This is a genomic window from Methylobacterium sp. D53M (genome assembly GCF_053345625.1).
On the sequence record NZ_JBKFAL010000014.1, the window covers coordinates 1 to 23,374 of the forward strand.

16 protein-coding genes are annotated in these 23,374 nt (G+C 73.0%); 5 read left to right on the plus strand and 11 right to left on the minus strand.

The annotated features are described in order from the left end of the window. Together ACLBYG_RS18900 and ACLBYG_RS18905 are read left to right on the plus strand one after the other, a co-directional pair. A partial coding sequence (locus ACLBYG_RS18900; RefSeq protein WP_447682415.1) for a phosphopantetheine-binding protein occupies positions 1 to 212 on the plus strand: 212 nt, incomplete at its 5' end. After that, a complete protein-coding gene (locus tag ACLBYG_RS18905) occupies positions 209 to 4,327 on the plus strand; it encodes an amino acid adenylation domain-containing protein (protein WP_447682416.1) in 4,119 nt (1,372 codons plus the stop codon). The genes ACLBYG_RS18900 and ACLBYG_RS18905, both read left to right, overlap by 4 nt. 285 nt (positions 4,328 to 4,612) lie before the next feature. On the opposite strand, the gene ACLBYG_RS18910 is transcribed toward ACLBYG_RS18905, so the two are convergent. From ACLBYG_RS18910 to ACLBYG_RS18930, 5 genes are all read right to left on the minus strand, one after another. After that, entirely contained in the window at positions 4,613 to 6,739 is a 2,127-nt protein-coding gene (locus ACLBYG_RS18910; RefSeq protein ID WP_447682417.1) for a TonB-dependent siderophore receptor, read from the minus strand. A 484-nt stretch (positions 6,740 to 7,223) separates the two neighbouring features. Beyond that, on the minus strand, positions 7,224 to 7,511 hold the full coding sequence (locus ACLBYG_RS18915) for a hypothetical protein (protein WP_091980712.1): 288 nt from the start codon (positions 7,509 to 7,511) through the stop codon (positions 7,224 to 7,226). Between the two features lie 98 nt (positions 7,512 to 7,609). Next, positions 7,610 to 7,954 carry an AtuA-related protein gene (locus ACLBYG_RS18920; RefSeq protein WP_447682418.1) on the minus strand — a complete coding sequence of 115 codons (345 nt, stop codon included), beginning with the start codon at positions 7,952 to 7,954 and terminating at the stop codon, positions 7,610 to 7,612. Between the two features lie 18 nt (positions 7,955 to 7,972). Beyond that, positions 7,973 to 9,310 carry an acyclic terpene utilization AtuA family protein gene (locus ACLBYG_RS18925; protein ID WP_447682419.1) on the minus strand — a complete coding sequence of 446 codons (1,338 nt, stop codon included), beginning with the start codon at positions 9,308 to 9,310 and terminating at the stop codon, positions 7,973 to 7,975. Positions 9,311 to 9,336: 26 nt separating this feature from the next. Further along, complete coding sequence (locus ACLBYG_RS18930) at positions 9,337 to 10,662, minus strand: CitMHS family transporter (RefSeq protein ID WP_447682420.1); 1,326 nt, start codon at positions 10,660 to 10,662, stop codon at positions 9,337 to 9,339. Between the two features lie 116 nt (positions 10,663 to 10,778). Here ACLBYG_RS18930 and ACLBYG_RS18935 point away from each other — a divergent pair, with 116 nt between their 5' ends. Then, a complete protein-coding gene (locus ACLBYG_RS18935) occupies positions 10,779 to 11,705 on the plus strand; it encodes a LysR family transcriptional regulator (protein WP_447682421.1) in 927 nt (308 codons plus the stop codon). Between the two features lie 16 nt (positions 11,706 to 11,721). On the opposite strand, the gene ACLBYG_RS18940 is transcribed toward ACLBYG_RS18935, so the two are convergent. Beyond that, positions 11,722 to 13,542, minus strand: coding sequence for an amidohydrolase (locus tag ACLBYG_RS18940; protein ID WP_447682422.1), 1,821 nt, complete (start codon positions 13,540 to 13,542; stop codon positions 11,722 to 11,724). A 319-nt stretch (positions 13,543 to 13,861) separates the two neighbouring features. Here ACLBYG_RS18940 and ACLBYG_RS18945 point away from each other — a divergent pair, with 319 nt between their 5' ends. Then, positions 13,862 to 14,134: a hypothetical protein gene (locus ACLBYG_RS18945; protein ID WP_020094328.1), complete on the plus strand. Its 273-nt coding sequence runs from the start codon at positions 13,862 to 13,864 to the stop codon at positions 14,132 to 14,134. Between the two features lie 221 nt (positions 14,135 to 14,355). Here the strand turns inward: ACLBYG_RS18945 and ACLBYG_RS18950 are convergent, their stop codons facing one another. Both ACLBYG_RS18950 and ACLBYG_RS18955 read right to left on the minus strand, forming a co-directional pair. Next, a complete protein-coding gene (locus ACLBYG_RS18950; RefSeq protein ID WP_447682423.1) occupies positions 14,356 to 16,047 on the minus strand; it encodes a methyl-accepting chemotaxis protein in 1,692 nt (563 codons plus the stop codon). Positions 16,048 to 16,369: 322 nt separating this feature from the next. Next, positions 16,370 to 17,341 carry a bifunctional helix-turn-helix transcriptional regulator/GNAT family N-acetyltransferase gene (locus ACLBYG_RS18955; RefSeq protein WP_447682424.1) on the minus strand — a complete coding sequence of 324 codons (972 nt, stop codon included), beginning with the start codon at positions 17,339 to 17,341 and terminating at the stop codon, positions 16,370 to 16,372. A 226-nt stretch (positions 17,342 to 17,567) separates the two neighbouring features. On the opposite strand from ACLBYG_RS18955, the gene ACLBYG_RS18960 reads away from it, so the two are divergent. Beyond that, positions 17,568 to 18,503, plus strand: coding sequence for a helix-turn-helix domain-containing protein (locus tag ACLBYG_RS18960; protein WP_056533482.1), 936 nt, complete (start codon positions 17,568 to 17,570; stop codon positions 18,501 to 18,503). Between the two features lie 88 nt (positions 18,504 to 18,591). Here ACLBYG_RS18960 and ACLBYG_RS18965 read toward each other — a convergent pair whose 3' ends face one another. From ACLBYG_RS18965 to ACLBYG_RS18975, 3 genes are all read right to left on the minus strand, one after another. Further along, positions 18,592 to 20,727, minus strand: coding sequence for a TonB-dependent receptor (locus ACLBYG_RS18965; protein ID WP_447682425.1), 2,136 nt, complete (start codon positions 20,725 to 20,727; stop codon positions 18,592 to 18,594). 225 nt (positions 20,728 to 20,952) lie between these two features. Further along, the gene (gene nikR, locus ACLBYG_RS18970) at positions 20,953 to 21,399 is read right to left on the minus strand and encodes a nickel-responsive transcriptional regulator NikR (protein ID WP_447682426.1); all 447 of its coding nucleotides are present in this window, start codon (positions 21,397 to 21,399) and stop codon (positions 20,953 to 20,955) included. Positions 21,400 to 21,749: 350 nt separating this feature from the next. After that, a complete protein-coding gene (locus tag ACLBYG_RS18975) occupies positions 21,750 to 23,369 on the minus strand; it encodes a PepSY-associated TM helix domain-containing protein (RefSeq protein ID WP_447682427.1) in 1,620 nt (539 codons plus the stop codon). Positions 23,370 to 23,374 lie beyond the last annotated feature (5 nt).

Consider the following 23,374-nt stretch of genomic DNA (forward strand, 5'->3'; position numbering starts at 1 on the left):
TCATGAAGCTCGTCGCCGCCGTCCAGGAGAGCCTGGGACCGCGCCTGCCGCTGCGCGCGGTCTTCGATCACCCGACGCTGGCGGATCTGGCCGCCCGGATCGACGCGGACGGCAGCACCGGCAGCACCGGCGGGGCCGGGGCGGCCGACCTCACCGACATGGAGAGCTGGCTCGACGCGATCGAGACGGCGGCAGGAGCGACGCGGACATGACCCTTCAGGCCACGCAGATCGCGCGACGCTTCGCCCGGCTCGCGCCGGAGCAGCGCCGGGCCTTCCTCGCCAAGCTCGCCGAGAACGGGATCGACTTCGCCACCCTGCCGATCGTTCCGGCGGACGGCGACAGGACGGCGCTGCCGCTCTCGGCGGCGCAGCGCGGCCTGTGGCTGACCTGGCAACGCGAGCCCCTGAGCCCGGCCTACAACCTGACCGGCATCGTCGAGATCGCCGGGACCCTCGATCCGGCGCGGCTCCAGGCCGCCGTCGACGACCTCGTGCGGCGCCACGAGCCGCTGCGCACCACCTTCGGGCTGGATCCGCAGGGCGAGCCGTGCCAGCGCGTCCACCCGGCCGCGCCTGTCCCGATCCGGGTCCGCGAGGGGCTCGACGCCGCCGGCAGCGACGCCCTCGCGGAGGCCCTGGCCCGCACGCCGTTCGATCTGGAGGCCGGCCCCCTGCTCCGCGTCGAGCTGCACCGCCTCGGGGACGGCACCGACCGGATCCTGCTCGGCCTGCACCACATCGCCGCCGACGGGCAGTCGATCCCCCTGCTGCTGCGCGACCTCGACGCCCTGTACGCGGCCCGGTCGCTGGAGGCGGGGGCCGACGGGCTGCCGCCGCTGCCCGTGCAGTACGCGGATTACGCCCTCTGGCAGCACGGCCGGCTCGAGGCCGGGGAGGCCGAGCGCCAGGCCGCGTACTGGCGCTCGGAACTGGGCGCGTCCCCGCCCGAGACGCCGCTGCCCCTCGACCGGCCCCGCCGCGCGGAGCGCGCCGCTTCGGGCGGGATCCACGCGTTCCGGATCCCGCCCGGGGTGAGCGAGACCCTGCGGAGCCTCGCCCGCCGCGAGGGCGCGACGCCGTTCATGGCCGCCCTCGCGGGGTTCGCCCTGACGCTGGCGCGCTACGGCGACGGCGCGGACGTGCGCGTCGGCCTGCCGCTCGCCGACCGCGCGCGGCCCGAGACGCGCGGCATGGTCGGCCACCTGACGGGCATCGGGGTCCTGCGGGCGCGGGTCGACCCGCGCGACGGTTTCCGCGTCCATCTCCGGCAGGTCCGCGATCGGCTGCTGGCCGCCCAGGCGCACGCCGACCTGCCGTTCGACCGGATCGTCGCGGCGTCGGCGACGGAGCGCCGGCCCGGGCTCCACCCGCTGTTCCAGGTCAAGGTCACCGAGCAGGCCGCGCCCCCGCCCGACGCCCGGTTCGCCGGACGGCCGATGCGGCTGCGCGGCCTCGACGGGGGCGACGTCCACTTCGACCTCAGCCTCGATCTCGTCGATTCCGCCGAGGGCCTGTGCGGCCGCTTGGCCTTCGCCCGCGACCTGTTCGACCCCGAGACCGTCGCGGGCCTGGCCGAGGCCTTCGCGACGCTGCTCGCCGCGGCCGTCGCCGAACCCGACCGCCCGCTCTACGCGCTGGCGAGCCCCGCCCCGGCCGCGGCGACGGACCCGGCTGCGCTCGACGTGGTCGCGCTCGACGTGGTCGCGGCCTGGCGCGCCCGTGCGGCCGAGGCGCCGGAGGCGCCCGCCCTGCGGCAGGGCCGGCGCTCCCACAGCCGGGCCGAGCTGGATGCCGCCTCGGACCGCCTCGCCGCGCGGCTGGCCGCGGACGGGGCGGGGCCGGAGACGCGGGTCGCCCTCCATCTCGGCCGCGGCCCCGAATGGGTGCTCGGCCTCCTGGCGATCCTCAAGACCGGCGCCGCCTACGTGCCGATCGATCCCGGCCTCCCGGCCGCCCGCCGGGCCGACCTCGTGGCCGAGTGCGGGGCCTGCCTCGTCCTGGGCGACCCGGTTCCGGGCGACCGGCCCGACCGGCCGGTGATCGCGGCGCGCTTCGACCCGGCCGCGGACGCGGCGGCCTCGCCCTTCGCGGCCGCGCCGCCGCATCCCGACGCGGCGGCCTACATCCTCTACACCTCGGGTTCCACGGGCCGGCCCAAGGGGGTCGTCGTGACCCGCGGCGGCCTCGCGCAGTACGTGGCCGGAATGCTCGCGCGCGTCGGCCTGCCCGCCGGCGGCCGCGTCGCGATGGCCTCGACCGTTGCGGCCGACCTGGGCAACACCGTGCTGTTCGGCGCACTGGCCGGCGGCTCGGAACTCGACCTCCTCGACCACGAGACCGCCCTCGACCCCGACCGCTTCGCCGCGGCGGTCGGTGGGGACGCGGCCGGGGGCCGGAGGATCGACGCCCTGAAGATCGCGCCGAGCCACCTCGGCGCGCTGCTCCAGGCGGCCGACCCCGCCGCCGCGCTGCCCGAACGGCTGCTCATCCTCGGCGGCGAGGCGCTGCGCTGGCCCCTCGTCGACCGGATCGCCGCGCTGAAGCCCGGCTGCCGGGTGGTCAACCATTACGGGCCGACCGAGGCGACGGTCGGCGCGCTGTGCCAGGAGGTCCGCGCGGGGGCGGAGCACCGGGGCGGTGCGCTCGGCCCGGAGGACGGGGCCGGACGCTGGGCCGGCGGCGCGCCCATCGGGACGCCGCTCCCGGGCGTCCGCGCGCGCGTGCTCGACGGATTCCTCGCACCGGTGCCGCCGGGCGCGACGGGGGAGCTCTACCTCGGCGGGCCGCAGGTCGCGCGGGGCTATCTCGACCGGCCGGGCCTCACCGCCGAGCGGTTCGTTCCGGACCCTTACGCCGGCCCCGGGGCGCGCCTCTACCGGACCGGCGACCGCGTCCGGCTTCTCCGCGACGGCAGCCTCGCCTTCGTGGGCCGGGCCGACGACCAGGTGAAGATCCGGGGCCACCGGGTCGAGCCCGGCGAGGCGGCCGCGGCCCTGCGCGAGATTCCGGGAATCCGCGACGCCGCCGTCATCGCGCTCGCCGAACCGGAGGCCGACGGGGCAGAGGGCCCGCGCCTCGCCGGCTACGTCGTGGCCGACCCGGACCTCGACCTCGCGGCGCTGGGCGCCCGGCTCGCCGAGCGCCTGCCGCCGGCCCTCGTGCCGACGAGCCTGACCCGGCTCGACGCGCTGCCCCTGACCCCCAACGGCAAGCTCGACCGGCGCGCCCTGGCGTCGCTGGAGGCGGCGCGCGGGACGGAAGGGAAGGATCCTCCCCGGGACGGGACGGAACGGGTACTCGCCGCCCTCTGGGCCGACCTCCTCGGCCTGGATCCGTCCGCGATCGGCCGCCACGACGCCTTCGCCGACCTCGGCGGCGACTCGATCCTGAGCCTGAAGATGCTCGCGCGCATCCGCCGGCAGGGCGTCGCGGGGGGCAAGACCCTCACCCTCGCCCAGATCCTCGGCGCGAAGAGCCTCGCCGACCTCGCCGAACGCGTCGCGCCGGCGGCTCCGCGCGGGCCGGAGATCGTCCATCTCCGCCGCGAGGGCGGACGGATTCCGCTCTTCTGCGTCCCCGGCCTGATCGCCAACGCGACCGAGTTCGCCGCGCTGGCCGCGCGGCTCGGCCCGGAGCGGCCGGTCCACGGCTTCGTCAGCCACGTCTACACGGAGGCGCGCTGGCAGGGGTACGACGTGCCCGCGCTGAGCGGCGCCTACGCGGACTGCATCGCCGCGCACGCGCCGGGCGGCCGGTGCGCGCTGGTCGGCTGGTCGTCCGGCGGCGACCTCGCCTACGAGACCGCGCGCCGTCTCGACGGGCGCGTGCGCGTCGACTTCCTGGGCCTCGTGGATGTGTTCGAGTCGGTGCCCTTCGCGGCGCCGCGGGCTCTGGACGCGGACGCGCGGGCGCTGGCCGCGCGGCGGCGCGCGGACTGGCTGGACGGCTCGCGGATGGCCGAGCAGTGGCGCGGGCTGATCGCCCGCATGGACGCGGACGAGCGGGAGGCGCTCGACGCCTACCTCATCGACAACCCGGAGCTGCCCGCAGACGGGCCCGACCTGACGGCGCGCGAGTTCGAGCTGTGGGCTCTCCTGGACAAGCGCGTGCGGGCCAAGCGCCACGCCTTCGCGCCGCTGGCGCGGCCCGTGCACGTCTTTCAGGCCGCGGATTCGCTGACGCGACCGGAGCGCCTGCGCGACTGGAGCGCGCTGGCGCCGGTCGCGGACCTGAGGATCATTCCCGGCGCGCGGCACCTGGACATCCTCCGGAGCACCGCGTTCCGGGACGCGTTCGCCGAGGCCCTCGACGCGGCCGAAGCCTGATCCGGGCGCGGGCCCTTCCGCGAGGGCCCGCGTCGATCCCGACAGGACGGCGCGGACCTCTGCTCCCGCGCGCGGGACGAGGGGCCGCGGCGGCGGCGGGGACCCGGAGCGCGCGGCGCTCCCGGTCCGCGGCGGGCGCAGGGGTGCGTCGGATCAGGGATCGCGCGCCGATCCGGCCGGGATCACGGCGGCGGGGTCACGGCGGCCGTCCGACGCGGATGCCCGGGCGCGGTCCCGCCGCGTCCGGACCCGCCGCCCCGCGTGGGGCGGCCGCCGGCGAGAGGCTCACCACCGGTATGTGAGCGTCCCGAACACGTTGCGCGGCTCGCTGTACCGGCAGCCATTCACCGTGACGCAGGTGACGTAGGAATGGTCGAGGACGTTGCGGGCGTTGATCTGGGCGCGCCATCCCTTGAGGCTCGGGTCGGCGACGCCGAAATCGTAGAGCGCCACGAGGTCGAACAGGGTCGCCGCGCGCGAGTCGAAGGTCGCGCCCGAGATGTTCGAGCTGCCGACGTAGCGCACGCCGCCGCCGAGCCGCAGGCCCGGGATCCCGAACAGGCCCATGTCGTAGGTGCCGAACACGCCGGCTTGGTTGTAGGGCACGAGGTCGAGGCGCTGGTTGAAGTTCGCCGCGACCGTGGTCCGCGTCTGCCGGGCATCGGTGTACGAGTAGGAGGCGACCGCCTCCAGCGGGCCGAAATTCGTCCGCGCCTCGGCCTCGAAGCCCTGCGAGCGGACCTGCCCGGCCTGCGTGCTGAAGACCGGGTTGACCGGGTCCGCCACCAGCGCATTCGTCTGGTTGATCCGGTAGAACGCGGCGCTGAGCAGGGTGTCGGCGCCCGGGACCTCCCAGCGCAGGCCGCCCTCGTACTGCTCGCCGAGCGACGGCTGGAAGGGATTGCCGTTCCGGTCGGTGACCGCGAAGGTCTGGAAGGACTGGCTGTAGGAGACGTAGGGCGCCAGCCCGTAATCGCCGAGATAGAGCAGGCCGAGCCGCCCGCTGAAGGCGCTGTCGTTCTGATCGAGCTGCGCGCCGGTGCGGTAGGTGAGGACCTGCGTGCGCGCGAAGTCCTGGCGGCCGCCGGCCAGGAAGACGAAGCGGTCGAACCTGACCTGATCCTGGACGTAGATACCGACTTGGTCGAGCAAGCTCTTCGAGCCGGTGTTGATCGCGTAATTGATCCGCGGGTAGGTCAGGCCGTAGACCGGGGCGTAGACGTTCAGATTGCCGACGGTGCCGTTGGTGTAGCGCTCCGAGTTCAGGAAGCTGCGGTAGTAGTCGATGCCGGTCAGGAGCGTGTGCGCGGTCGGGCCGATGACGAACTTCGTCTCGAGCGAGGTGTCCGACGCCACGCCCGTCGCGTTCTCGTTGCGCATGCTGATGCCGCGCGTCGCGACCTGCCGGTTCGCCAGCAGCCCGTTCGGGAGCAGGTAGTCCCAGTCGACCCCCGACTGGTAGTAGCGCAGGGCGTGGCGCAGCCGGACCGAGTCCGAGAAGGCGTGGTCGATCTGGTAGCCGATCGCGCCCGACCGGGAATCGAAGCGATCGAAGGCGGGCTCGCCGTAGAACCGGTCGATGGCGAAGCGGGGGAACCGGCCGTTGGGCAGCAGCGTGCCGACCGCCGAGAGCGGCGGCTGGAAGCGCGTGTGGATCTCCTGATAGTAGCCGAGCAGCGTGACGGAGGTCGCCGTCGACGGCCGCCACGTGATCGCGGGCGCGATGTAGCGCTTGTCGTCGGGCGTGTACGCGAGATAGCTGTCGCTGTTCCGGATCAGCCCGGTCAGCCGGTACGACCACGCGCCGTCGTCGGTGAGCGGTCCGGTGAAATCGCCCGACACTTCCTTGCGATTGTACTGGCCGAAGGTGACGTTCATCTCGTTGAACGGCGTCTGGAGCGGATGCTTGCTGACGGCGTTGACGATGCCGCCGGGCGAGAGCTGGCCGTACAGGATCGACGCCGCGCCCTTGAGGACCTCCAGGCGCTCCAGCCCGTACGGCTCCTGCGTCCCGTCATAGACGCCCGATTGCAGCTTCAGGCCGTCGCGCAGCAGCCCCGAATTGCCCGCCTCGACGGTGAAGCCGCGGATCGTGAAGCCGTCGGAGACCTTGGCGAAGCCGCCCACGGCCTGGCTGCTCAGGCCGGGCGTGTAGGCCAGGGCCTCGGCCAGCGTCGAGGCCCCCTCGTCGCGTATCTGACGGGCGCCCACGACGTTGATCGTCTGCGGCGTCTCGATGATCGGCGTGTCCGTCTTCGTGCCGGACGCGCTCGCCTTGGCGACGTAACCGTTGACCGGCCCGGTCGCCGTGTTGGGCGACAATCCTCCCTGTCCGACAACCTGGATCTCGTCGAGGGTGACAGCAGTCTGCCCGCCGCTCACCGGCTGCGCGGCCAATTCGTCGGCGGGCAACGAGATACCGACGGCCGCCGACAGCAGGAGCGGCCCCCAATACGGGAGGCGCTTCTGTGGTCGATCGGACGGAGCGGGAGCGAAATCGACGCACATGCAGGCAACTCTTGGGCGCTGCAGCCGCCGCGGTCGGATTCGGCTGCGAGACCTCCATCTGCGCGGCCGCCGTACAGGAACGCAATAGGTCAATCTCGCCTGTGAGCCTATAACGGCAGTTCAGTTGCAGATCAGAGACAAAATCAACATGTAATAATTCTAATTTGCGAGATTTCCCCGGACCGCCCCGTCCGATCACTCCGCGCGAAATCGGCGGAAGAGAGTTGCGCACAATCGCTCTACTGCGATGTGCTAGTCCTCGCAGGACAACCCGGCAGGGATGGCGGGATCGACGTGATCCGTGACGCGGGCGCGGGAGCCCGCCGAACATCGCCCGGCTCGGGGCCCGGATCGGGGCCCGGATCGACGCCCGGATCGACGCCCGCTCTCAGACGGCCCAGTCCGCCGCCAGCGCGGCGGCCGCGTACCGGGCGCGCGCCGCGGCGTCGCGCGGGAGCCCGGCGCGCTCGCACCACGCCGCGAAGATCTCCGGCTCGACCGGCACGCGCACGACCTCGACGCCGCTGCGCTGCACCTCCCGTTCCATCTGCTCCGTGGCGACGCGCCAGGTCTCGTAGTCGGGGGGCAGCTTGGCGCCGTCCGCGAGGCTGGTGCGCAGGGATGGGTACTGCTCCGGGGTGTACCAGGGCAGTCCGACGCGGCGGGGGCGGTCCATCTGGGCTCTTCGAACGGTCACGCTGAACGACCGTCAACGGTCATGGGCGGCCTCTGGTTCGAACCCGCATCGCGATCATGCCCCGGCGGCCTCGACCCTCACCGTCTCGGGCTTCCGCGTGCGGCTCGGCCGGCGCCGAGGTCCGGGATGTCCAGATCGAGGAGCGCGGCGCCGAGGCCCTTGCCGTGCGCGTCGAGGGCCAGGGAGCGGGTAACGCCGCCGCCGAGCGCGCCCGTGAGCACGAAGTTCAGCGCCCCGAGCTTCGGCAGCGCGTAGCGGGTCACGTCGCCGGTCACGAGCCCGCGGAAATGCGCCCGCACCCGCTCGACCGTGACGTGCGCCGCGAGGTGCTCGTAATCGGCCGCGTCGTAGGCGATCAGCGCGATGTTCGACGTGTTGCCCTTGTCGCCCGTGCGGGCATGGGCGAGCGCGCGCAGCTTCATCCTCGGATCTCCCGGCTCTCAGGCTTCGACGACGTGCACGTGCGGCCGGGCGAGGGCGGCCGGGACGAGGACCGACTGCACCGCCACCACCTCGCGGGCCGATTTCCAGGCGCCGCCGCCGCCGGCCGGGCCGTTGGTGTAGAGCGTCTCGACCTCGTTGCCGATCCGCACGGCCTCGGCGTGGGTCTCGGTCCGCCCGGCGACCCGCAGGCGGACCTCGTAGGGCTCCCGCCCGCCCGACAGCGCCGCGCCGTGGAGCGCGTCGACGCCGATCAGGTCGCAGCGCAGCTCGGTCGTCGCCACGCCGGTGAGGGCGAGGCGCTCGCGCACCACCGACAGGGCGAGCCGGCCGCGGGCCAGGGCGCCGGGCCCGGCGTAGGAGATCTGCCCCTCGCCGATATAGGAATCCACGTACCCGACCGAGACCTTCAGGAGGCCCGTCGCCGGCGCGCCCGTCGCGCCGCGCACCCGGACGCGGTCGGGGCCGACCTGCTCCATCTCGACCTCGGAGAAGTCGCCGACCACGTCCGGCTGGATGTAGCGCGCCGGGTCGTGCACCTCGTAGAGCAGCTGCTCCTTGCAGGTGGCGAGGCTGATCCGGCCGCCCGAGCCCGCGACCTTCGTGATCTCGACCGTGCCGTCCTCGGCCACGATTCCGATGGGGAAGCCGAGGCGCGCGAGGTCCGGTACGTCCTTGCAGCCCGGATCGGCGAAGTAGCCGCCGGTGATCTGGCCGGCGCATTCGAGGAGGTGGCCCGCGAGGGTGCCGCGGCCCAGGCGCTCCCAGTCGTCCATCGCCCAGCCGAAGGCGTGCACCAGGGGGGCCAGGAACAGGGCCGGATCGCCGACGCGGCCGGTGATGACCACGTCGGCGCCGTCCGCGAGGGCGGCCACGATCGGCGCCGCGCCGAGATAGGCGTTCGCCGAGACGACACGGTTGCCGAGGCCGGCGACCGGCTCGCCGCTCTCCTCCAGGACGAAGTCGCCCGCCCTCACCGCGTCGAGCAGGTCGTCGCCGGTCACCGCGGCGATCCGCAGGCCGGCGAGGCCCATCTCCCGCGCGAGCGCCCCGGCGTTCCGGGCGGCGGCGACCGGGTTGGCCGCGCCCATGTTGGTGACGATGCGGATGCCGCGGGCCCGGCACGGCGCGAGCACGGCTCGCAGGCGCGCCTCCAGCAGCGGATCGTAGCCGCCCTCGGGGTCGCGCAGCTTCGCCTGCTGCGCCAGCGCGATGGTGCGCTCGGCGAGGCACTCGAACACGAGGTAGTCGAGGTCGCCGCGCTCGGCGAGTTCGACGGCGGGCTCGATGCGGTCCCCGGCATAGCCGGCGCCGGCGCCGAGGCGGACGGTTCTCATGGCGCGCTCTCCGCTGTCAGAGGGGTTCAGATGGGGAAGACGCCGAGGACGACGCAGGCGAGGGTCATCACCACCGAGGCCGCCAGCAGGAACGGGAAGGTGAATCTCTGGTGGTCGGCGAGGTCGATCCCGGTCAGGCCGCAGACCAGGAAGGTCGCGGGCGTCAGCGGGCTGACGGGGAAGCCCGTCGTCATCTGGCCGAGCAGCGCCCCCTGGGCGACCTGCACCGGCGGGACGCCGAGCTGGTGGGCCACCTCCGCCACCACCGGCAGGACGCCGAAGTAGAACGAGTCCGGGTCGAACAGCATCGACAGGGGCATCGACACGAGGCCGAGCCCGAACGGGATGTGGCGCCCCATCTCGGGCGGCACGAAGGTGACCGCCGTCTGGGCCATGGCCCTGAGCATGCCGGTGCCCTGCATGATCCCGGTGAACACGCCGGCGGCGAGGAGGATCGAGGCCATCAGGATCGCGGCCCTGGCGTGCGCGTCGACGCGCTGCCGCTGGGCGTCGACCTGCGGGTAGTTGATGACCAGCGCGAGCGCCGTGCCGAGCATGAACATCAGCGCCGGCGGCACCTTCTCGGCCAGGAACACCATCGTCCCGAGGACCGCGGCCGTGAGGACGATGTTGATCCAGAAGCGGTCGGGCCGGCGCAGGGCCCGCTCCGCGTCGCTGAGGGTCCGGGCGGTCGTGGCCGGGCCGGGCGCGGACCCCGCGGACCCCGTCGCCCCGGGGACGAGGGCCAGACGGCGCTCCTCCCGAAGGCCGAGCCAGTACGAGGCGGCGAAGATGAAGACGAGCCCGACCGCTTGTACCGGCACGAGGGGCGAGAAGATCTCGGGGATCGGCAGCTTGAGGGCCGCGGAGGCGCGGATCATCGGCCCGGTCCAGGGCAGGAAGTTCACGCCCGCCGCCATCGAGGCGGCGCAGGCCAGGATGCGCCGGTCGATGCCGACGCGGTCGTAGAGCGGCAGCATCGCCGGGATGGTGATCAGGAACGTCACCGCGCCCGACCCGTCGAGGTGGATCAGCAGCGCCAGCAGGGTGGTGCCGGGCACGATCCGGGTGGGGCGGGTGCCGACCCGGGCGAGGATCCGGTCGATGATCGGGTCGAGCATCCCGGCATCGCTGACGATGCCGAAGAACAGGATCGCGAACACGAACATGCCGACGACGCCCGCGAGGCTCTGCAGGCCGGCGAGGACGAACTTGCCGGTGTCGAACCCGAATCCGCCGATCAGGGCGGCCGCGACCGGGATGACGATCAGCGCCACGAGGGGCGACATCCGCTTGGTCAGGATGACGGCGAGCAGCAGCCCGATCGTGCACAGGCCGAGCAGGGCCAGCATCCGTTCCTCCCGTTGGCGCCGGCGCGGTTCGGATCCGCGCCTGTATCGGGTCAGGAAACGGCGGAATACTTCATGATACAATTGAAAAGATCGGATCGCAGCGATAGTCTGAGATTATGGATCTCAGCCTGCGGCAAGTCCGGGCCTTCGTGTCCGTCGTCCAGGTCGGCAGCTTCACCCGCGCGGCCGCCCTGCTAAACCTGTCGCAGCCCGCCCTGACGGTTCAGATCCAGCGCCTGGAGGAGATGCTCGACGCGCGGCTCCTCGACCGGACCAGCCGCACCGTCGCGCCGACGCGGCTCGGCCGCGAGCTGCTGCCCGTGTTCGAGCGGGTGCTGCGCGACCTCGACGCCGTGGTGGTCGACACCCGCGACCTCGCGGCACGGCGCCACGGGGTCGTGCGCGTCGCGACGCTGCCGTCCTTCGCGGCGAGCGTGCTGTCCGACGCGATCGTCCGCTTCCGCGCCGAGCACCCCGCCGTGACGTTTCGGATCAAGGACGTCATCGCGCAGCGGGTGCTCGACCTCGTGCGCGACGAGGAGGCGGATCTCGGCATCGTCGGCGGCGACGTCCGCGATCCGGAGATCGGCGTCCTGCACCGGACGCGCGACACCCTGCACGTGATCTATCCCGCCGATCACCCGATCGGCGTGCTGCCCCGGGTCACGATCGCGGCGCTCGCCGAGCACCCCCTGATCCTGATGGACCCGGCCACGAGCGTGCGGGCGGTGGTCGACCGCGCCTTCGTCGGCTCGGGCCGCCTGCCCCGCGTGGCCTGCGAGGCCACCTACATGATGACCGCTGTCAGCATGGTCCGGGCCGGCCTCGGCCTGACGATCCTCCCGGGCGCGGCGCGGGAGATCCGGGCCGAGCCCCTGCTCCGTTCGCGGCCGATCGACGACCCGCTGTTCGAGCGTCCGGTCTGCCTGATCAAGAAGGCCGGGCGGACGATGCCGCCGGCGGCAGAGGCGTTCTGCCGGATGGTGGCGGACCGGCTCGCGGATCCGGGCGGGACGGCCGCCGGCGCCGCGCCGGGCCCCTGACCGGTCGGCCAGGTCCTCAGGCCCGGTGCCGCACGACGCCGTCCATCATGGTCAGGGCGACCTTGGTCCGGTGGATCTCGTGCGGATCGATCGTCAGGATGTTGCGGTCGAGGACGATCAGGTCGGCGCGCTTGCCCACCTCCACCGACCCGATCCTGTCGTCCATGCGGAGCTGGTAGGCGGCGCCCATCGTGTTGGCGTGGATCGCCTCCGCGACCGTCAGACGTTCGTCGGCGGGGCTCAGCACGGGCGCGTCCGGCCGGCCGACCAGCTGCCGCGTCACGCCGACCTGGATCGACGTGAGGGGCTCGTAGGTCGAGACGTAGCCGGCCGCCGGCCAGTCCGTGCCGAAGGAGACCCGCCCGCCCTGCTTCAGGATCGTCCTGGTCCGGTACATCCGGCTGGCGCGGTGCGCGCCGTAGCGCGCCATCATGTTCTGCAGCGTGTCGGGGTCGGCCGACGACCAGTTGGCCGAGAACTGCGCGGTCACGCCGAGCCGGGCGAAGCGGGGCGCGTCGCTGTCCTCGACATAGACCAAGTGGGCGATGGCGTGCCGCCGGTCGCGGGCCGGGTTGTTCGCCACGGCCTTCTCGATGGCGTCGAGGGCGACGCGGGCGGTCCGCTCGCCGCAGGCGTGGACGTGGACGTCGAAGCCCGCCGCGTCGACCGCGCCGACGAGGTCGTGCCACTGCGCCTCGGTGAAGGGCGACCCTCCGGTCGAGTCGGGCATGTCGGCGTAGGGCTCGATCAGCCACGCCGTGTAGCCGCCCTGCGAGCCGTCGCCGACGATCTTCACGATGTCGACGTGCACGAGCTCGCCGGAGACCTGCCGACGCACGGCGTTGAACTGCTCGACCGTGTCGTCGATCGGCAGCGACTTCACCGAGTAGGAGGCGGAGACGCGGAACGGCAGCGTGCCGCGCTTCTCGGCCTCCACGTAGAGCGCGATGATGGCGGCCTGATCGCTGCCGACGGGCGGGACGCCCGCGTCGAAGACCGTGGTGATGCCGGCGGCCGCGGCCTTGGGCAGCCAGCCCTCCAGCAGGCTGCCCATGGCGGCGACGCTGATGGGTTCCACGGCGTTGACCAGCCCGAGGACCGCGTTGACCTCGAGCACGTAGCCGGTGGGGTCGCCCTTCTGGTCGCGCGCGTAGTAGCTGAAGCGCGGGATCGGGTCGGGCGTGTCCCGGTCGACGCCGGCCATCGCCAGCGCCTTGGAATTGGCCCACAGGCTGTGCCCGTCGATGGCGAAGAAGAAGGCCGGCCGGTCCGGCAGGATGGCGTCGAGTTCGGCCCGGTTGGGGCCCTCCGGAGGAAACATGTCGACGCGCCACCCGAAGCCGCGGATCGGCCCGGTCGGATGCGCCTTCGCGTAGGCCTCGATGGCCGCGAGGACCTGGGCGAGGTTCTCGCGCTGCAGGTCGACCCCGGACGTCAGGAACGCGCCGAGGAAGGGGTGGGTGTGGCCCTCGACGAAGCCGGGCATCAGCAGCCGGCCCTGGAGATCCACCACCTGCGTGGCCGGGCCGGCCAGCGCCAGCGCGCCGGCCGCGTCACCGACATGGACGATGGTGTTGCCGCGCACCGCGACCGCCTCGGCCCAGGGGGCCGGCCCCGCCACCGTGTAGACGGGGCCGTTGTGGAACACGACGTCGGCGGGCCCCGCTGCGGCCGCGCGGCCGCTCCCCGGTTCGGCGCGGGCGCCCGTCGGGACGAGGTCCAGCGCGAGCGCCGTCGCGGTGATGGCCGCGCCCGACCGCAGCACCGCGCGCCGATTGACGGCGCGCCCGCCCCCGAAGGCCTGGAAATGGGGCGCCCAGTCACACGCGACGCACATGCGAGGCTCCCTGTTCCCGGATCCGCTCTCGACGGGACCCGATCCCGCTCTTGTAAATACTTAGCTAATATTTATTAGCGATCGACTAAGATCTGACCGGATAGCTTTCGCCCCATGATCGCGCGATCGGATCGGACCGACCGGGCCGGCAGCCGAACCGGTCCGCCAACCGATCGCTCCGAGCGCAGTCGGGACTCTATCGGCCAGTCGGATTACGGTGGATAGTGGAGCCATCCGGCTCACGACTGGACGAAGGCGGTTTCGGGAGGCGACGGATACTGCCAAGCTGTTTCACGCGCGCTCGACGACGGGAGGTACGATGACCCGAACCCTCTTCCGCTCCGCGGGCCTGGCCCTGCTGAGCTTGGCCGTCCCGGCCACCCTCGCGGCCCAGGGCCTGGCGCCCGACCAGACCGGGACGGGCGGCGGCCCGGCCACGACGATCACGGCGCCGAACACCAACAGCCTCGGCGTGACCAAACCCCCCGGCACGTCCCTCGGCCCGGGCGAGGTGCCGCCGCGCGCCGTGCAGGAGCACGAGCGCGCCCGGCTCAACAAGATCGAGCGCAGCATCTGCGACGGCTGCAACTGAGCGCGGGCGGGGCGGCCCGATCCCCGGGCCGACCGGCGCGCCGAGGCCCCACGCGGGCGGCGGTCCCGGTCGTTGTGCACCGTTTCGGAATATAGATCCGGGAGACAGACGCTCCGGCGGGGCAGCCGCGCCATGCCCCCTCTGCCGTGCGGGAGAGGGGCCCGCACCGCGGACGGCACGGGCTCGGCGATCGCCCCGTCGCGCCTCGATCGGGCGCAGCTCTAGGCGGCCCGGACCTCGTCCAGGAAGCTGCGGACGGCCCGGCTGAGCCCGTCGGACCGGACCGCGAGAGTGCGCGCGGCGTCGAGAACCTGCGTCGCGGCCGATCCGGTCTCGCCGGCCCCCTCGCGCACCGATCCGATATGGCCCGTGACCTGCCGGGTCCCGTGCGCGGCCGCCTGGACGTTCCGCGCGATCTCGCGCGTGGCCGCGCCCTGCTCCTCGATCGCCGAGGCGATGTGGGTGGCGATGCCCGACATGTCGTCGATCGTGCGGCTCACGCCCTGGACCGCCTCCACCGCGCCCCGCGTGGCGGACTGGATCGCGCCGATCCGGGCGGAGATCTCCTGGGTCGCCCGGGCCGTCTGCTCGGCCAGCGTCTTGACCTCGGCGGCCACCACCGCGAAGCCGCGGCCGGCCTCGCCGGCGCGCGCCGCCTCGATGGTGGCGTTCAGGGCGAGCAGGTTGGTCTGGCTCGCCACGCCCGAGATCAGGCCGGCCGCCGCGCCGATCCGGTCGGCGCTGTCGGACAGCTCCCGGATGATGGTGCCGGTCTCCTGCGCGCGCGCGATGGCCGAGGCGGCGATCTCGACCGAATGGGTCACCTGCCCGCTGATCTCCTGCACGGAGGCCGCCATCTCCTCGGTCGCGCTCGCGACCTGCTGGACGTTACCGGAGGTCTGCTCGGCGGCGACCGAGACGCTCGCCGCGAGGGTGTTGGTCTGCGCGGCGATCTCGGTCATCGAGGCGGCGGTCGCCTCCATCTCGGTGGCGGCGGCGGTCAGCTCGTCCGTGAGCGCCCCGGCCTCCCGCTCGAAACCGCGGGTGATGCGGTCGAGCAGCTCGGCGCGGCGCATCTTGGCGGCGTCGGCTTCGGCCTGGAGGGCGGCCAGCCGCCGCGCCTCGATCCCCGAATCCTTGAAGACCTGCACGGCGTCGGCGATCTGGCCGATCTCGTTCCGCTCGCCCTGGTGCGGGATCGCGACCGCGAGGTCCCCGGCCGCCAGCCGCCGCATCGGTTCCAGCACGGCGCGGACACTGGCGGCGATGCTCCGCACGATCAGTGCGCCGAGCGCGGTCGCGAGCACGAGGGCCACGGCGCCGATCGCCAGCATGAGCCGCTTCGCGCCGGAGGCGGCGGCCGCGCCCTGGGCGATCGCCGTCTCGCCGCTGGCGTTGTTGAGCGCCACGATCTCCTCGAGCGCCTGGGAGGCCGCCTTGATGTGGGGGCGGACGCCGACCAAGCTCTCGCGCAGCGCCAGATCCTTGCGGCCCGTCCGCGAGTATTCCAGCACGGCCGGGATCGCCGCGAGGTAACTCTTCCATTCCCGGTCGAACACGTCGAAGAGCGCGCGCTCCTTCGGACCGTCGATCAGCGGCGCGTAGTTGCGCATCGCGGCGGCCACCGCCTCCGTCTTCTTCGACAGGGCCGCCTCCTCGGCCCGCATGTGAGCGGCCTCGGGATAGAGGATGTGGTTCACGACGCTGACGCGCACGTCGATCACGTTGCCGCGCAGCTCGCCGGCGTAGCGCACGCTGGGCAGGGTGCCGTTGCCGAGGCGGATCTGGTCCTCGGCGAGATCGCCGACGGCGTGCAGGCCCACGCCGCCGACGAGGAGCAGACAGACGATGAGCAGCGCGAGTGCTCCGACCAGCCGGTGCTGGATCGAGAGTTTCGCGAACCAAGCTTTCATTGTCCGAGCGCAGCTCCAGAGCGGGGCCACCAAGATGGAAGCGCGACGATAAGATTCCGTTACGGGATCTGTTGCTGATGCTCCCACAAGCAGATCGCCCAAATCAATTTTCAGTTGAACTCTTCGCGCCCATCATTTTGTCTGTCCACGCATCGTCACTGCTGAACGAGATCTGACGCAGAGCGTGCAGCTGTCCTCCGCGGATGGGAGCGGCTCGCTGCGGCGCCGCGCGGGCCCGCGCACGGCCGGGATCCGCGCTTCGTCGCCGCGCCGGGCGGCACGACCGGGAACGGGTCGCCCTCGGCGCGTCGGGCGCGCGGCGTCACAGGGGATAGCGCATGGCCACGTTGCAGCGGGCATAGCGCCGGCCGAACCGATCCATGATCTCCGGGTCGTGCCGGAACCCGACCTTCTCGTACAGGTGCACGGCGGCCGCGCACTTGGTGTTGGTCAGCAGGTAGAGCGTCTCGATCTCCATGGCCGCGGCGCGGGCCAGCACCGCCCGCAGCAGGTGCTCGCCGGCCTTGCGGCCCCGGGCCCGCGCGGACACGGCCATCTTGGTCAGCTCGTAGCAGCCCGCCTCCGTCCGCATCAGCGCGCAGGTGCCGACGATCCCGAGATCCGCCGACTCAACGAACAGGATGAGCCCGCCGCGGTCCAGGATCTCGCCGCGGGGATCGGACAGGATCCGGCGGTCGTTCTCCTCCAGCGCGAACATCGCCTCGATCCACTCGGCGTTGATGTCGCGGAAGCGGTCCGCCAGCGCGTCCGTGTAGTCTCGGATCGTCAGGCCCGTCGCGGTGTCGCCGGCCGCGCCGTCCTGGCGGATGCGGGCCGCGAACGGGGCGGCGTCGAGCCTGCGCTCCAGGGCGGCGACCTGGTCCAGCAGGGGGCCCGACAGGCCGGCACACAGGCTCGCGACGGCCCAGTCGACGCGCGGCCAGAGCGCGTCCTTGGCGCGCGCCATCAGGGCCTTGCCCGCACCGCTGAGCGACAGCGCCTTCTGGCGAAGGTCCGCGTCCGACCGCGCCTCTTCGAGCAAGCCGAGCGCGACGAGGCTCGCCGCCGTGCGCGTGGCCGCCGGCTGGCTGACGCCGAGGGCGGCGGCGGCGTCGCCGATGGTCAGCGGCCCGTAGCGGTCGATGGCGGCGAGGAGCGGGAACTGGGCCGGCTGGATGCCGAGCCCCTCGTCCCGCAGTATCCGGGCGGCGTCGGCCTGGAAGCGGTCGGCGAGGCGCTTGAGGCGGCTGCCCAGGAACAGCGGCCCGAGTTCGTCGAGGATGTCTGCCGGCATATCGGTCCTCCCGACACGATTTATATAACGCGTTATGCTTTACGCAAGTCCTCATAACTCGAAGGTCGGCGCATCGCGGCACTGCCGCGATGGGACGATGGCTCAGCGGTATAGCCAGTCGCCCCTCCGGAAGCGATCGCGTCAGATCGTAGATTGTGTCCCGTGCGCACTGGTCGATCGCGCAACGTAAGGTAAAATCACTCAACCCTCGCTCATCGGTCCCGCCGTGAACGTCGTACCCCGTTCCCTCTTCACGACGGATGCCCTGCCGGAGCGCGACCGCTTCGCCGCGTGGCGCGCGCTGTTCGCAGCCCACGACCTCGATGCCGATCCGCACGGCTTCTCGGGCCGGATCGAGACGACGCTGATCGGCCCGATGGCCCTGCGCGTCATGAGCGCCGCACCGCAGGGGCCGGCCCGGTCCCGCTCCCGGATCCGGCGCGACGGTCAGGACGGGTTCGTCCTGCACCTCAGCCGGCACGCCTACAGCGTCGAGACCGAACGGGGCGTGGCGGAGGTTCCGGCGGGCGCGGTCAGCCTCAACGACCTGTCGCAGCCGTACCGCCGCAGCCGGGTGCCGGAGACGGACTCGCTGATCCTGGCCGTCCCGCGCGCCTCCATCGCCACCGTGCTGCCGGACGAGGACGCGATGCACGGGCTGATCCTGACCGGCGGCGCGGGCCGCCTGCTCGCCGACCATATCCGGAGCCTGGCCGCGCATAGCGGCGCGATCACCGCGACCGACGCCGCCCCGATCGCGCAGGCCACGCTCCACATGGTCGCGGCCTGCGCGCGCCCGAGCCTGGAGGGAGCGGCCCGCGCGGCCGCGCCGCTCGAGGCCGCCCGGCTCAGGGCCGCGAAGCGGTTCATCCGCGGCCAGCTCGACACGCCGCCCCGGATCGACGCGATCGCGCGGGCGCTCGGCATATCGCGCTCCCAGCTCTACCGCCTGTTCGAGCCGGAAGGCGGGGTGGCGCGTTACCGCGCGCGGCAGCGCCTCGCGGCCGTGCGGGCCGCCCTCGACAATCCGCTGGAGCCGCGGTCGATCGGCGCGATCGGGGAGGCCTACGGCTTCGGGAGCGGCGCCCAGCTCAGTCGCGCGTTCCGGGAGACCTACGGCCTGACCCCGCGCGACTACCGGGTCTCGCGCAGCGGCGGCTGACGCGACCGGGACGCCGGGACGAAGTCCGTCGCGGCGTGGGTCTGCCGCGAGGGGGGTCGGGACCCGCGTGTCGTCGTGGCGCCGGCGGTCAGAACCGCCCGGCGATCGTCAGGCGCACGGCCGTGGGCTCCACCGGGTGGAAGACGCGGTCGATCAGCCCCGCGGCGGGCTCGCCCGGAAGGCGCGAGACGTAGGCGTAGGTGATCTGGTCGGCCTTGCTGTTCGTCAGATTGAGCACGTCCAGCGAGACGCTCACCCCGGTGTCGAACAGGTAGCCGATGCGGCCGTTGAGCAGGGCGGTCGCCCGGGAGCGGATCGCGTTGTCCTCGATGAGCGGGCGCGGCCCGAAATAGCGGACCCGCAGGCTCCCGAACCAGCCGAGGGGCTCGCCGAAGGTCACGCCCGCCGACGCGATGGTCGTGGGCGCCTCCGGCACCCGGTTGCCCGCCGGGTCGTAGCTGGAGAACCGGGCGTTGGTGATCGTCAGATCCCCGTCCAGGGACAGCCACGGCGTCACCGCGTAGCGGTTCGTCCACTCGACGCCGAACCGGCGGGTCGGGCGGCTCGGCTCCGTGGTGCCGGTGTCGCCCTGGAAGATGTTCTCCGAGGCGAAGTCGAGCCGGAACAGCGCGAGGCTCGTCTCCAGCCCGGCGATCGACCGGTTGCGCAGGCCCAGCTCGTAGCCCGTGGAGGGCACCAGGAAGGGCGACCGGGTGATGTTGAACAGGGGGCTCGCGGGATCGACCGTGGCGGTCACGCCGCGCGCGTCGTTCGAGTGGAAGCCGCCGCCGTAATTCACGTAGATCTCAGTGTCGGACCACGGTCCGAACACGAGGCCGAGCTTCGGGTTGACGATGCCGTCGGTGGCCCGTCCCGAGTTCGCCGGCGTGTCCGAGCGGACGTCGGCGTAGTAGCCGTCCGCCCGCACGCCGACGCTCGTGCGCAGCCACTCGGTCCAGCGCACCCGCGTGTCGAGGTAGAGGGCGCCGCTCGATTCCAGCACGCGGTCGTCGAGCACGGTCGAGCGGTACTGGCGGACGGCGGTGTTGAACAGGCCGACGCGGATCGAGTCCGTCCGCGTCTGGGCGCCGACCTCGACCTCCAGCGGCCGGCCGAACAGGTCGCCCTGGAAGATGTGCAGCACCTCGCCGCCGCCGAGGACGCGCTGGTCGAGCTGGTGGAACTGGTCGCCGCCGACGGGATCGTTGAGGAAGTAGGTGAAGTCGTTGAACAGGTTCATCTGGTAGCGGATCACGTAGGCCGAGGCCCGGGTGATGCCGGTGTCGTCCGTCGCGCTGAACCGCCCCGACAGGGAGAAGCGGGCGGTGTCGCCGCCATCCTTGGGGTTGAGGGTGCCGTAGCGGCCGATCAGCCCCGCGCCGACGGCCCGCTCCGGGATCTGGTTGGTGGCCGTCCAGCGGGACGCGTAGGCCATGCCGGTGACCGCGAACCCGTCCAGCGCCGTGCCCTGGCTGTAGCGGGCGACGCCGTTGAGCTTGCGCAGCGCGTCCGGGACGGTCCATGGCCCGTCGTAGACCTGCGCCTCGCCGGCCACCAGCAGGGTGCCCTCGCCCAGCGGGGCCGAGGCGATCGACAGGGCCCGCTTGTAACCGAAGCTGCCGATCGAGGTCAGCGCGAGATTCTCCCGCACGGTGTCGAGATAGTCGATGCGCACCGAGCCCGCGGAGGCGAAGTCGCCGTCGCGCACGAAGTACGGCCCCTTGTGGTACTCCACCGCGCCGACGAGTTCGGGGATGAGGAAGTTGAGGTCGGCGTAGCCCTGGCCGTGGGCGTGGGTGCGCATGTTGACCGGCATGCCGTCGACGCTGATGGCGATGTCGGTCCCGTGGTCGAGGTTGAAGCCGCGCAGGAAGTACTGGTTGGCCTTCCCCTCCCCGCTGTGCTGGGTGACGATCAGGCCCGGCACTGCCTCCAGCACCTCGCCGGGCCGCGTGACCGGGCGGGCGTTGAGGACCGCCCCGCCGATGAGGCCGGCGCTGGCCGCGTCGACGCTCAGCAGGGCGCCGCCGATCCCGGTGACGCCGCCGACATAGCCCGCGCTGGCGCCGGGCCCGTCCGTCGCGGGGATGACTGGAGGCGCCGCGGGGACCACCGAGATCTCGGACAGGGTGACGGCCGACGGTGTCGGGGCGCCCTCAGGCGCCGCCCAGCCGCGCCCGGCGGTCGCGACGACGAGGCCGCCCGCGGCGAGCAGCCGGGTCACGGCGCGGAGGCCGGGGGCGGCAGGCCGGTGGCGGCAGACAGGACGGGAAGTCGAGCGGGAAGTCGGGCGGGACACCGGCAGACCGGGCGAGGCGTGGCGATCCCCGGACTCTCGCACGCCGCCCGTATGATAAACATACGAAAAAATCATACGGGCGGATTAGGCCGGCCGTGTTGCGCGTGGGGCGCAGTCGACGGGGCGCCGGATCGCGGGCGGGGGGCGCCCTCACCCCGGGCCGTCGTCGCCGTGGCCCGGATGGGCGTGGGCGTCGTCACCCTCCGGGATGAGGTGCAGGTGACCGTAGCGGACGCCGCGCTGCGTGACGACGGCGTCGGCGTAGCTCTGCATCCGGGCCACCGGCCCGCGCAGGACCGCCACCTCGAGGCACGCGTCGTGGGTCAGGTGCACGTGCAGGCTGGCGATCGAGACGCCGTGCTCATGCCCCTCGCCGGTCAGCCGGCGGGCCAGGTCGCGGGTGCCGTGGCTGTAGACGTAGCTCAGCGCCCCGTAGCAGGCCGCCGATCCGTCGGGCTCCGCGGCGCGGACCGGCGCCAGGGCGTCGCGGACGATGTCGCGCACCGCCTCCGAGCGGCTGCCGTAGCCGCGCCGCGCGCAGAGGTCGTCGACCGCCGTCAGCAGGGCGTCGTCGATGGTGATGGTGATGCGCTGCATGCCCGTCCTGCCGCTCCCGTGGCCTTCTGGTACGGGGACGCGGGGCCCGTGAACAGCCGCCGGGCCCGCATCGCCCGGCGCGGCAGAAAAAGAGCCCCGAGGGCCGCGCCTCGAGGCTCAAGTTCTGGGTCTCGGGGACATGTCCAGCGTGCGCTTGGGATGGACCGCGCTGGAACGCCTGGGCCGAAGGATCAAGGGCGTGAAAATCGACGACACAGGCGCGACCGGCTGGCATGCCGGCCGAACCATTCTGCACAGATACAGTCGACGCGCATCCGATATATGTCAGGCTTCGGAAGTTATTTTGAATTAATTCGCCGCACTGGGTTCAATATACCAGTTCAATTTTATCATATCGTCTCCCGATCTCCCGGTACCGGCATGCCGGGCCGGGTCTGGTCCCGCCGCGCGTGCCCCGCGATCGAGAGCCCGGCGGCCTCCGCGGGGCCGCGGGACGCTCCGCCGCGCCGCGCGATCGTGCGGACCGCGAGCAGGATGAGGGCGGCGAGGGCCAGCATCGCGCCGTCGAAGGCGAGGAAGACCGGCTCGACCGGCGCGTCGCTGCCGAGCCGGAGCGCGACGAGGCGCCCGACATCCGCGGCCGCGACGGCGCCGTACAACGCGGCCGCCGCCGTCAGCGTCTCCGGCCAGACCCGCCCGGCCGGGCGCAGGAGCGCCGCCACGGCGACGAGCAGCCAGACGACGAAGAAGGCCCCGACCTCCCACTCCGCCCGCGCGGGCAGCGCGGCGGGGAGCAGCCGGTTGGCCAGGAAATAGGCGGCGACGGCCGCGGGCAGGCCGGCGATCGTCGCGACGTTCAGGCCCTGGACGAGGCGCAGGCCGAAGCCCCGGGGCGCGTCCCCCTTGGGCAGGCGCGCCACCGCCCAGAGCAGCAGCCCGGTCGCCACCATGGCGCTGCCGGCGAGGCCGCACAGGAAGAACAGCACCCGCAGGGCCGGGCCGGCGAAGTGCGCCTCGTGCAGGCCGACCATCGCGGTGAACGTCTTGGTCGCCGGCCGCAGGCCGCCCGCGCGCACCTCCAGGACCGCGCCCGTCACGCCGTCGAAGGCGATCTGCGGGTGCTCGTGGGAGAGGCCGTGCGGCTCCTCGAACACCGCCACCACGGTGGCGCGCGCGTCCGCCGGGTTGACCACCGTGATCCGCTCCAGGGGTTCCGGCCGCATCGCCAGGGCGCGGACCACCAGCGGCCCGACCGGCACGAGCGTGCCGGGCTGGCCGGCGGGCGGGCGCGGCGCGGTGATCTGGCCGGACTCGGCGAAGTAGCGCTGGCTGTCACCGCGATAGGCCGTGTTCAGGCCCCAGGGCACGTACATCACCATGAGGGTGGCGAGCCCGGTATAGGTGATCATCAGGTGGAACGGCAGGGCGAGCACGCCCGTGACGTTGTGCGCGTCGAGCCAGCCCCGCTGGGCGGACTTGTCCCGCCGGAAGGTGAAGAAGTCGGCGAAGATGCGCCGGTGGGTGACGATCCCCGAGATCAGCGCCACCAGCATGATCATCGCGCAGGCGCCGACGATCCAGCGGCCCCAGAGCGGCGGCAGATTCAGCTCGAAGTGGAAGCGGTAGAGGAAGTCGCCGCCGCGCGTCGCCCGCACCGCCGCCGGCGCGCCGCTGTCGGGATCCAGGAGGACGTGGCCGGGCGGGCGGCCCGGGCCCGTCCGCCAGAACAGCTCCAGCACCGGCCGGTCCGGCCGCGGCAGCGCGAGGAACCACGTCCGCGCGCCGCCCGCATGGGCCTGCAGGTGGGCGACGCCGCGCTCGGCCGCCGCCGCGAGCTCCGCCGGCCCGAAGGTCCGGTCGGTGCGGAGCTCGGGCCGCATCCACTGCGAGATCTCGGGCCGGTAGTAGCTCGCCGTGCCCGTCACGAAGACGGCGAACAGCACCCAGCCGACGACGAGGCCCGACCAGGCGTGGAGCCACGCCATCGACTGCCGGAAGGTCTTGCCCACGGCGG

What these genes read in the sequence shown, in the direction of transcription:
- ACLBYG_RS18905 (WP_447682416.1), top strand. Translation starts at nt 209, where the DNA reads ATGACCCTTCAGGCCACGCAGATCGCGCGACGCTTCGCCCGGCTCGCG.
- ACLBYG_RS18915 (WP_091980712.1), bottom strand. Translation starts at nt 7,511, where the DNA reads ATGGACCGCCCCCGCCGCGTCGGACTGCCCTGGTACACCCCGGAGCAG.
- ACLBYG_RS18920 (WP_447682418.1), bottom strand. Translation starts at nt 7,954, where the DNA reads ATGAAGCTGCGCGCGCTCGCCCATGCCCGCACGGGCGACAAGGGCAAC.
- ACLBYG_RS18925 (WP_447682419.1), bottom strand. Translation starts at nt 9,310, where the DNA reads ATGAGAACCGTCCGCCTCGGCGCCGGCGCCGGCTATGCCGGGGACCGC.
- ACLBYG_RS18930 (WP_447682420.1), bottom strand. Translation starts at nt 10,662, where the DNA reads ATGCTGGCCCTGCTCGGCCTGTGCACGATCGGGCTGCTGCTCGCCGTC.
- ACLBYG_RS18935 (WP_447682421.1), top strand. Translation starts at nt 10,779, where the DNA reads ATGGATCTCAGCCTGCGGCAAGTCCGGGCCTTCGTGTCCGTCGTCCAG.
- ACLBYG_RS18940 (WP_447682422.1), bottom strand. Translation starts at nt 13,542, where the DNA reads ATGTGCGTCGCGTGTGACTGGGCGCCCCATTTCCAGGCCTTCGGGGGC.
- ACLBYG_RS18945 (WP_020094328.1), top strand. Translation starts at nt 13,862, where the DNA reads ATGACCCGAACCCTCTTCCGCTCCGCGGGCCTGGCCCTGCTGAGCTTG.
- ACLBYG_RS18950 (WP_447682423.1), bottom strand. Translation starts at nt 16,047, where the DNA reads ATGAAAGCTTGGTTCGCGAAACTCTCGATCCAGCACCGGCTGGTCGGA.
- ACLBYG_RS18955 (WP_447682424.1), bottom strand. Translation starts at nt 17,341, where the DNA reads ATGCCGGCAGACATCCTCGACGAACTCGGGCCGCTGTTCCTGGGCAGC.
- nikR (WP_447682426.1), bottom strand. Translation starts at nt 21,399, where the DNA reads ATGCAGCGCATCACCATCACCATCGACGACGCCCTGCTGACGGCGGTC.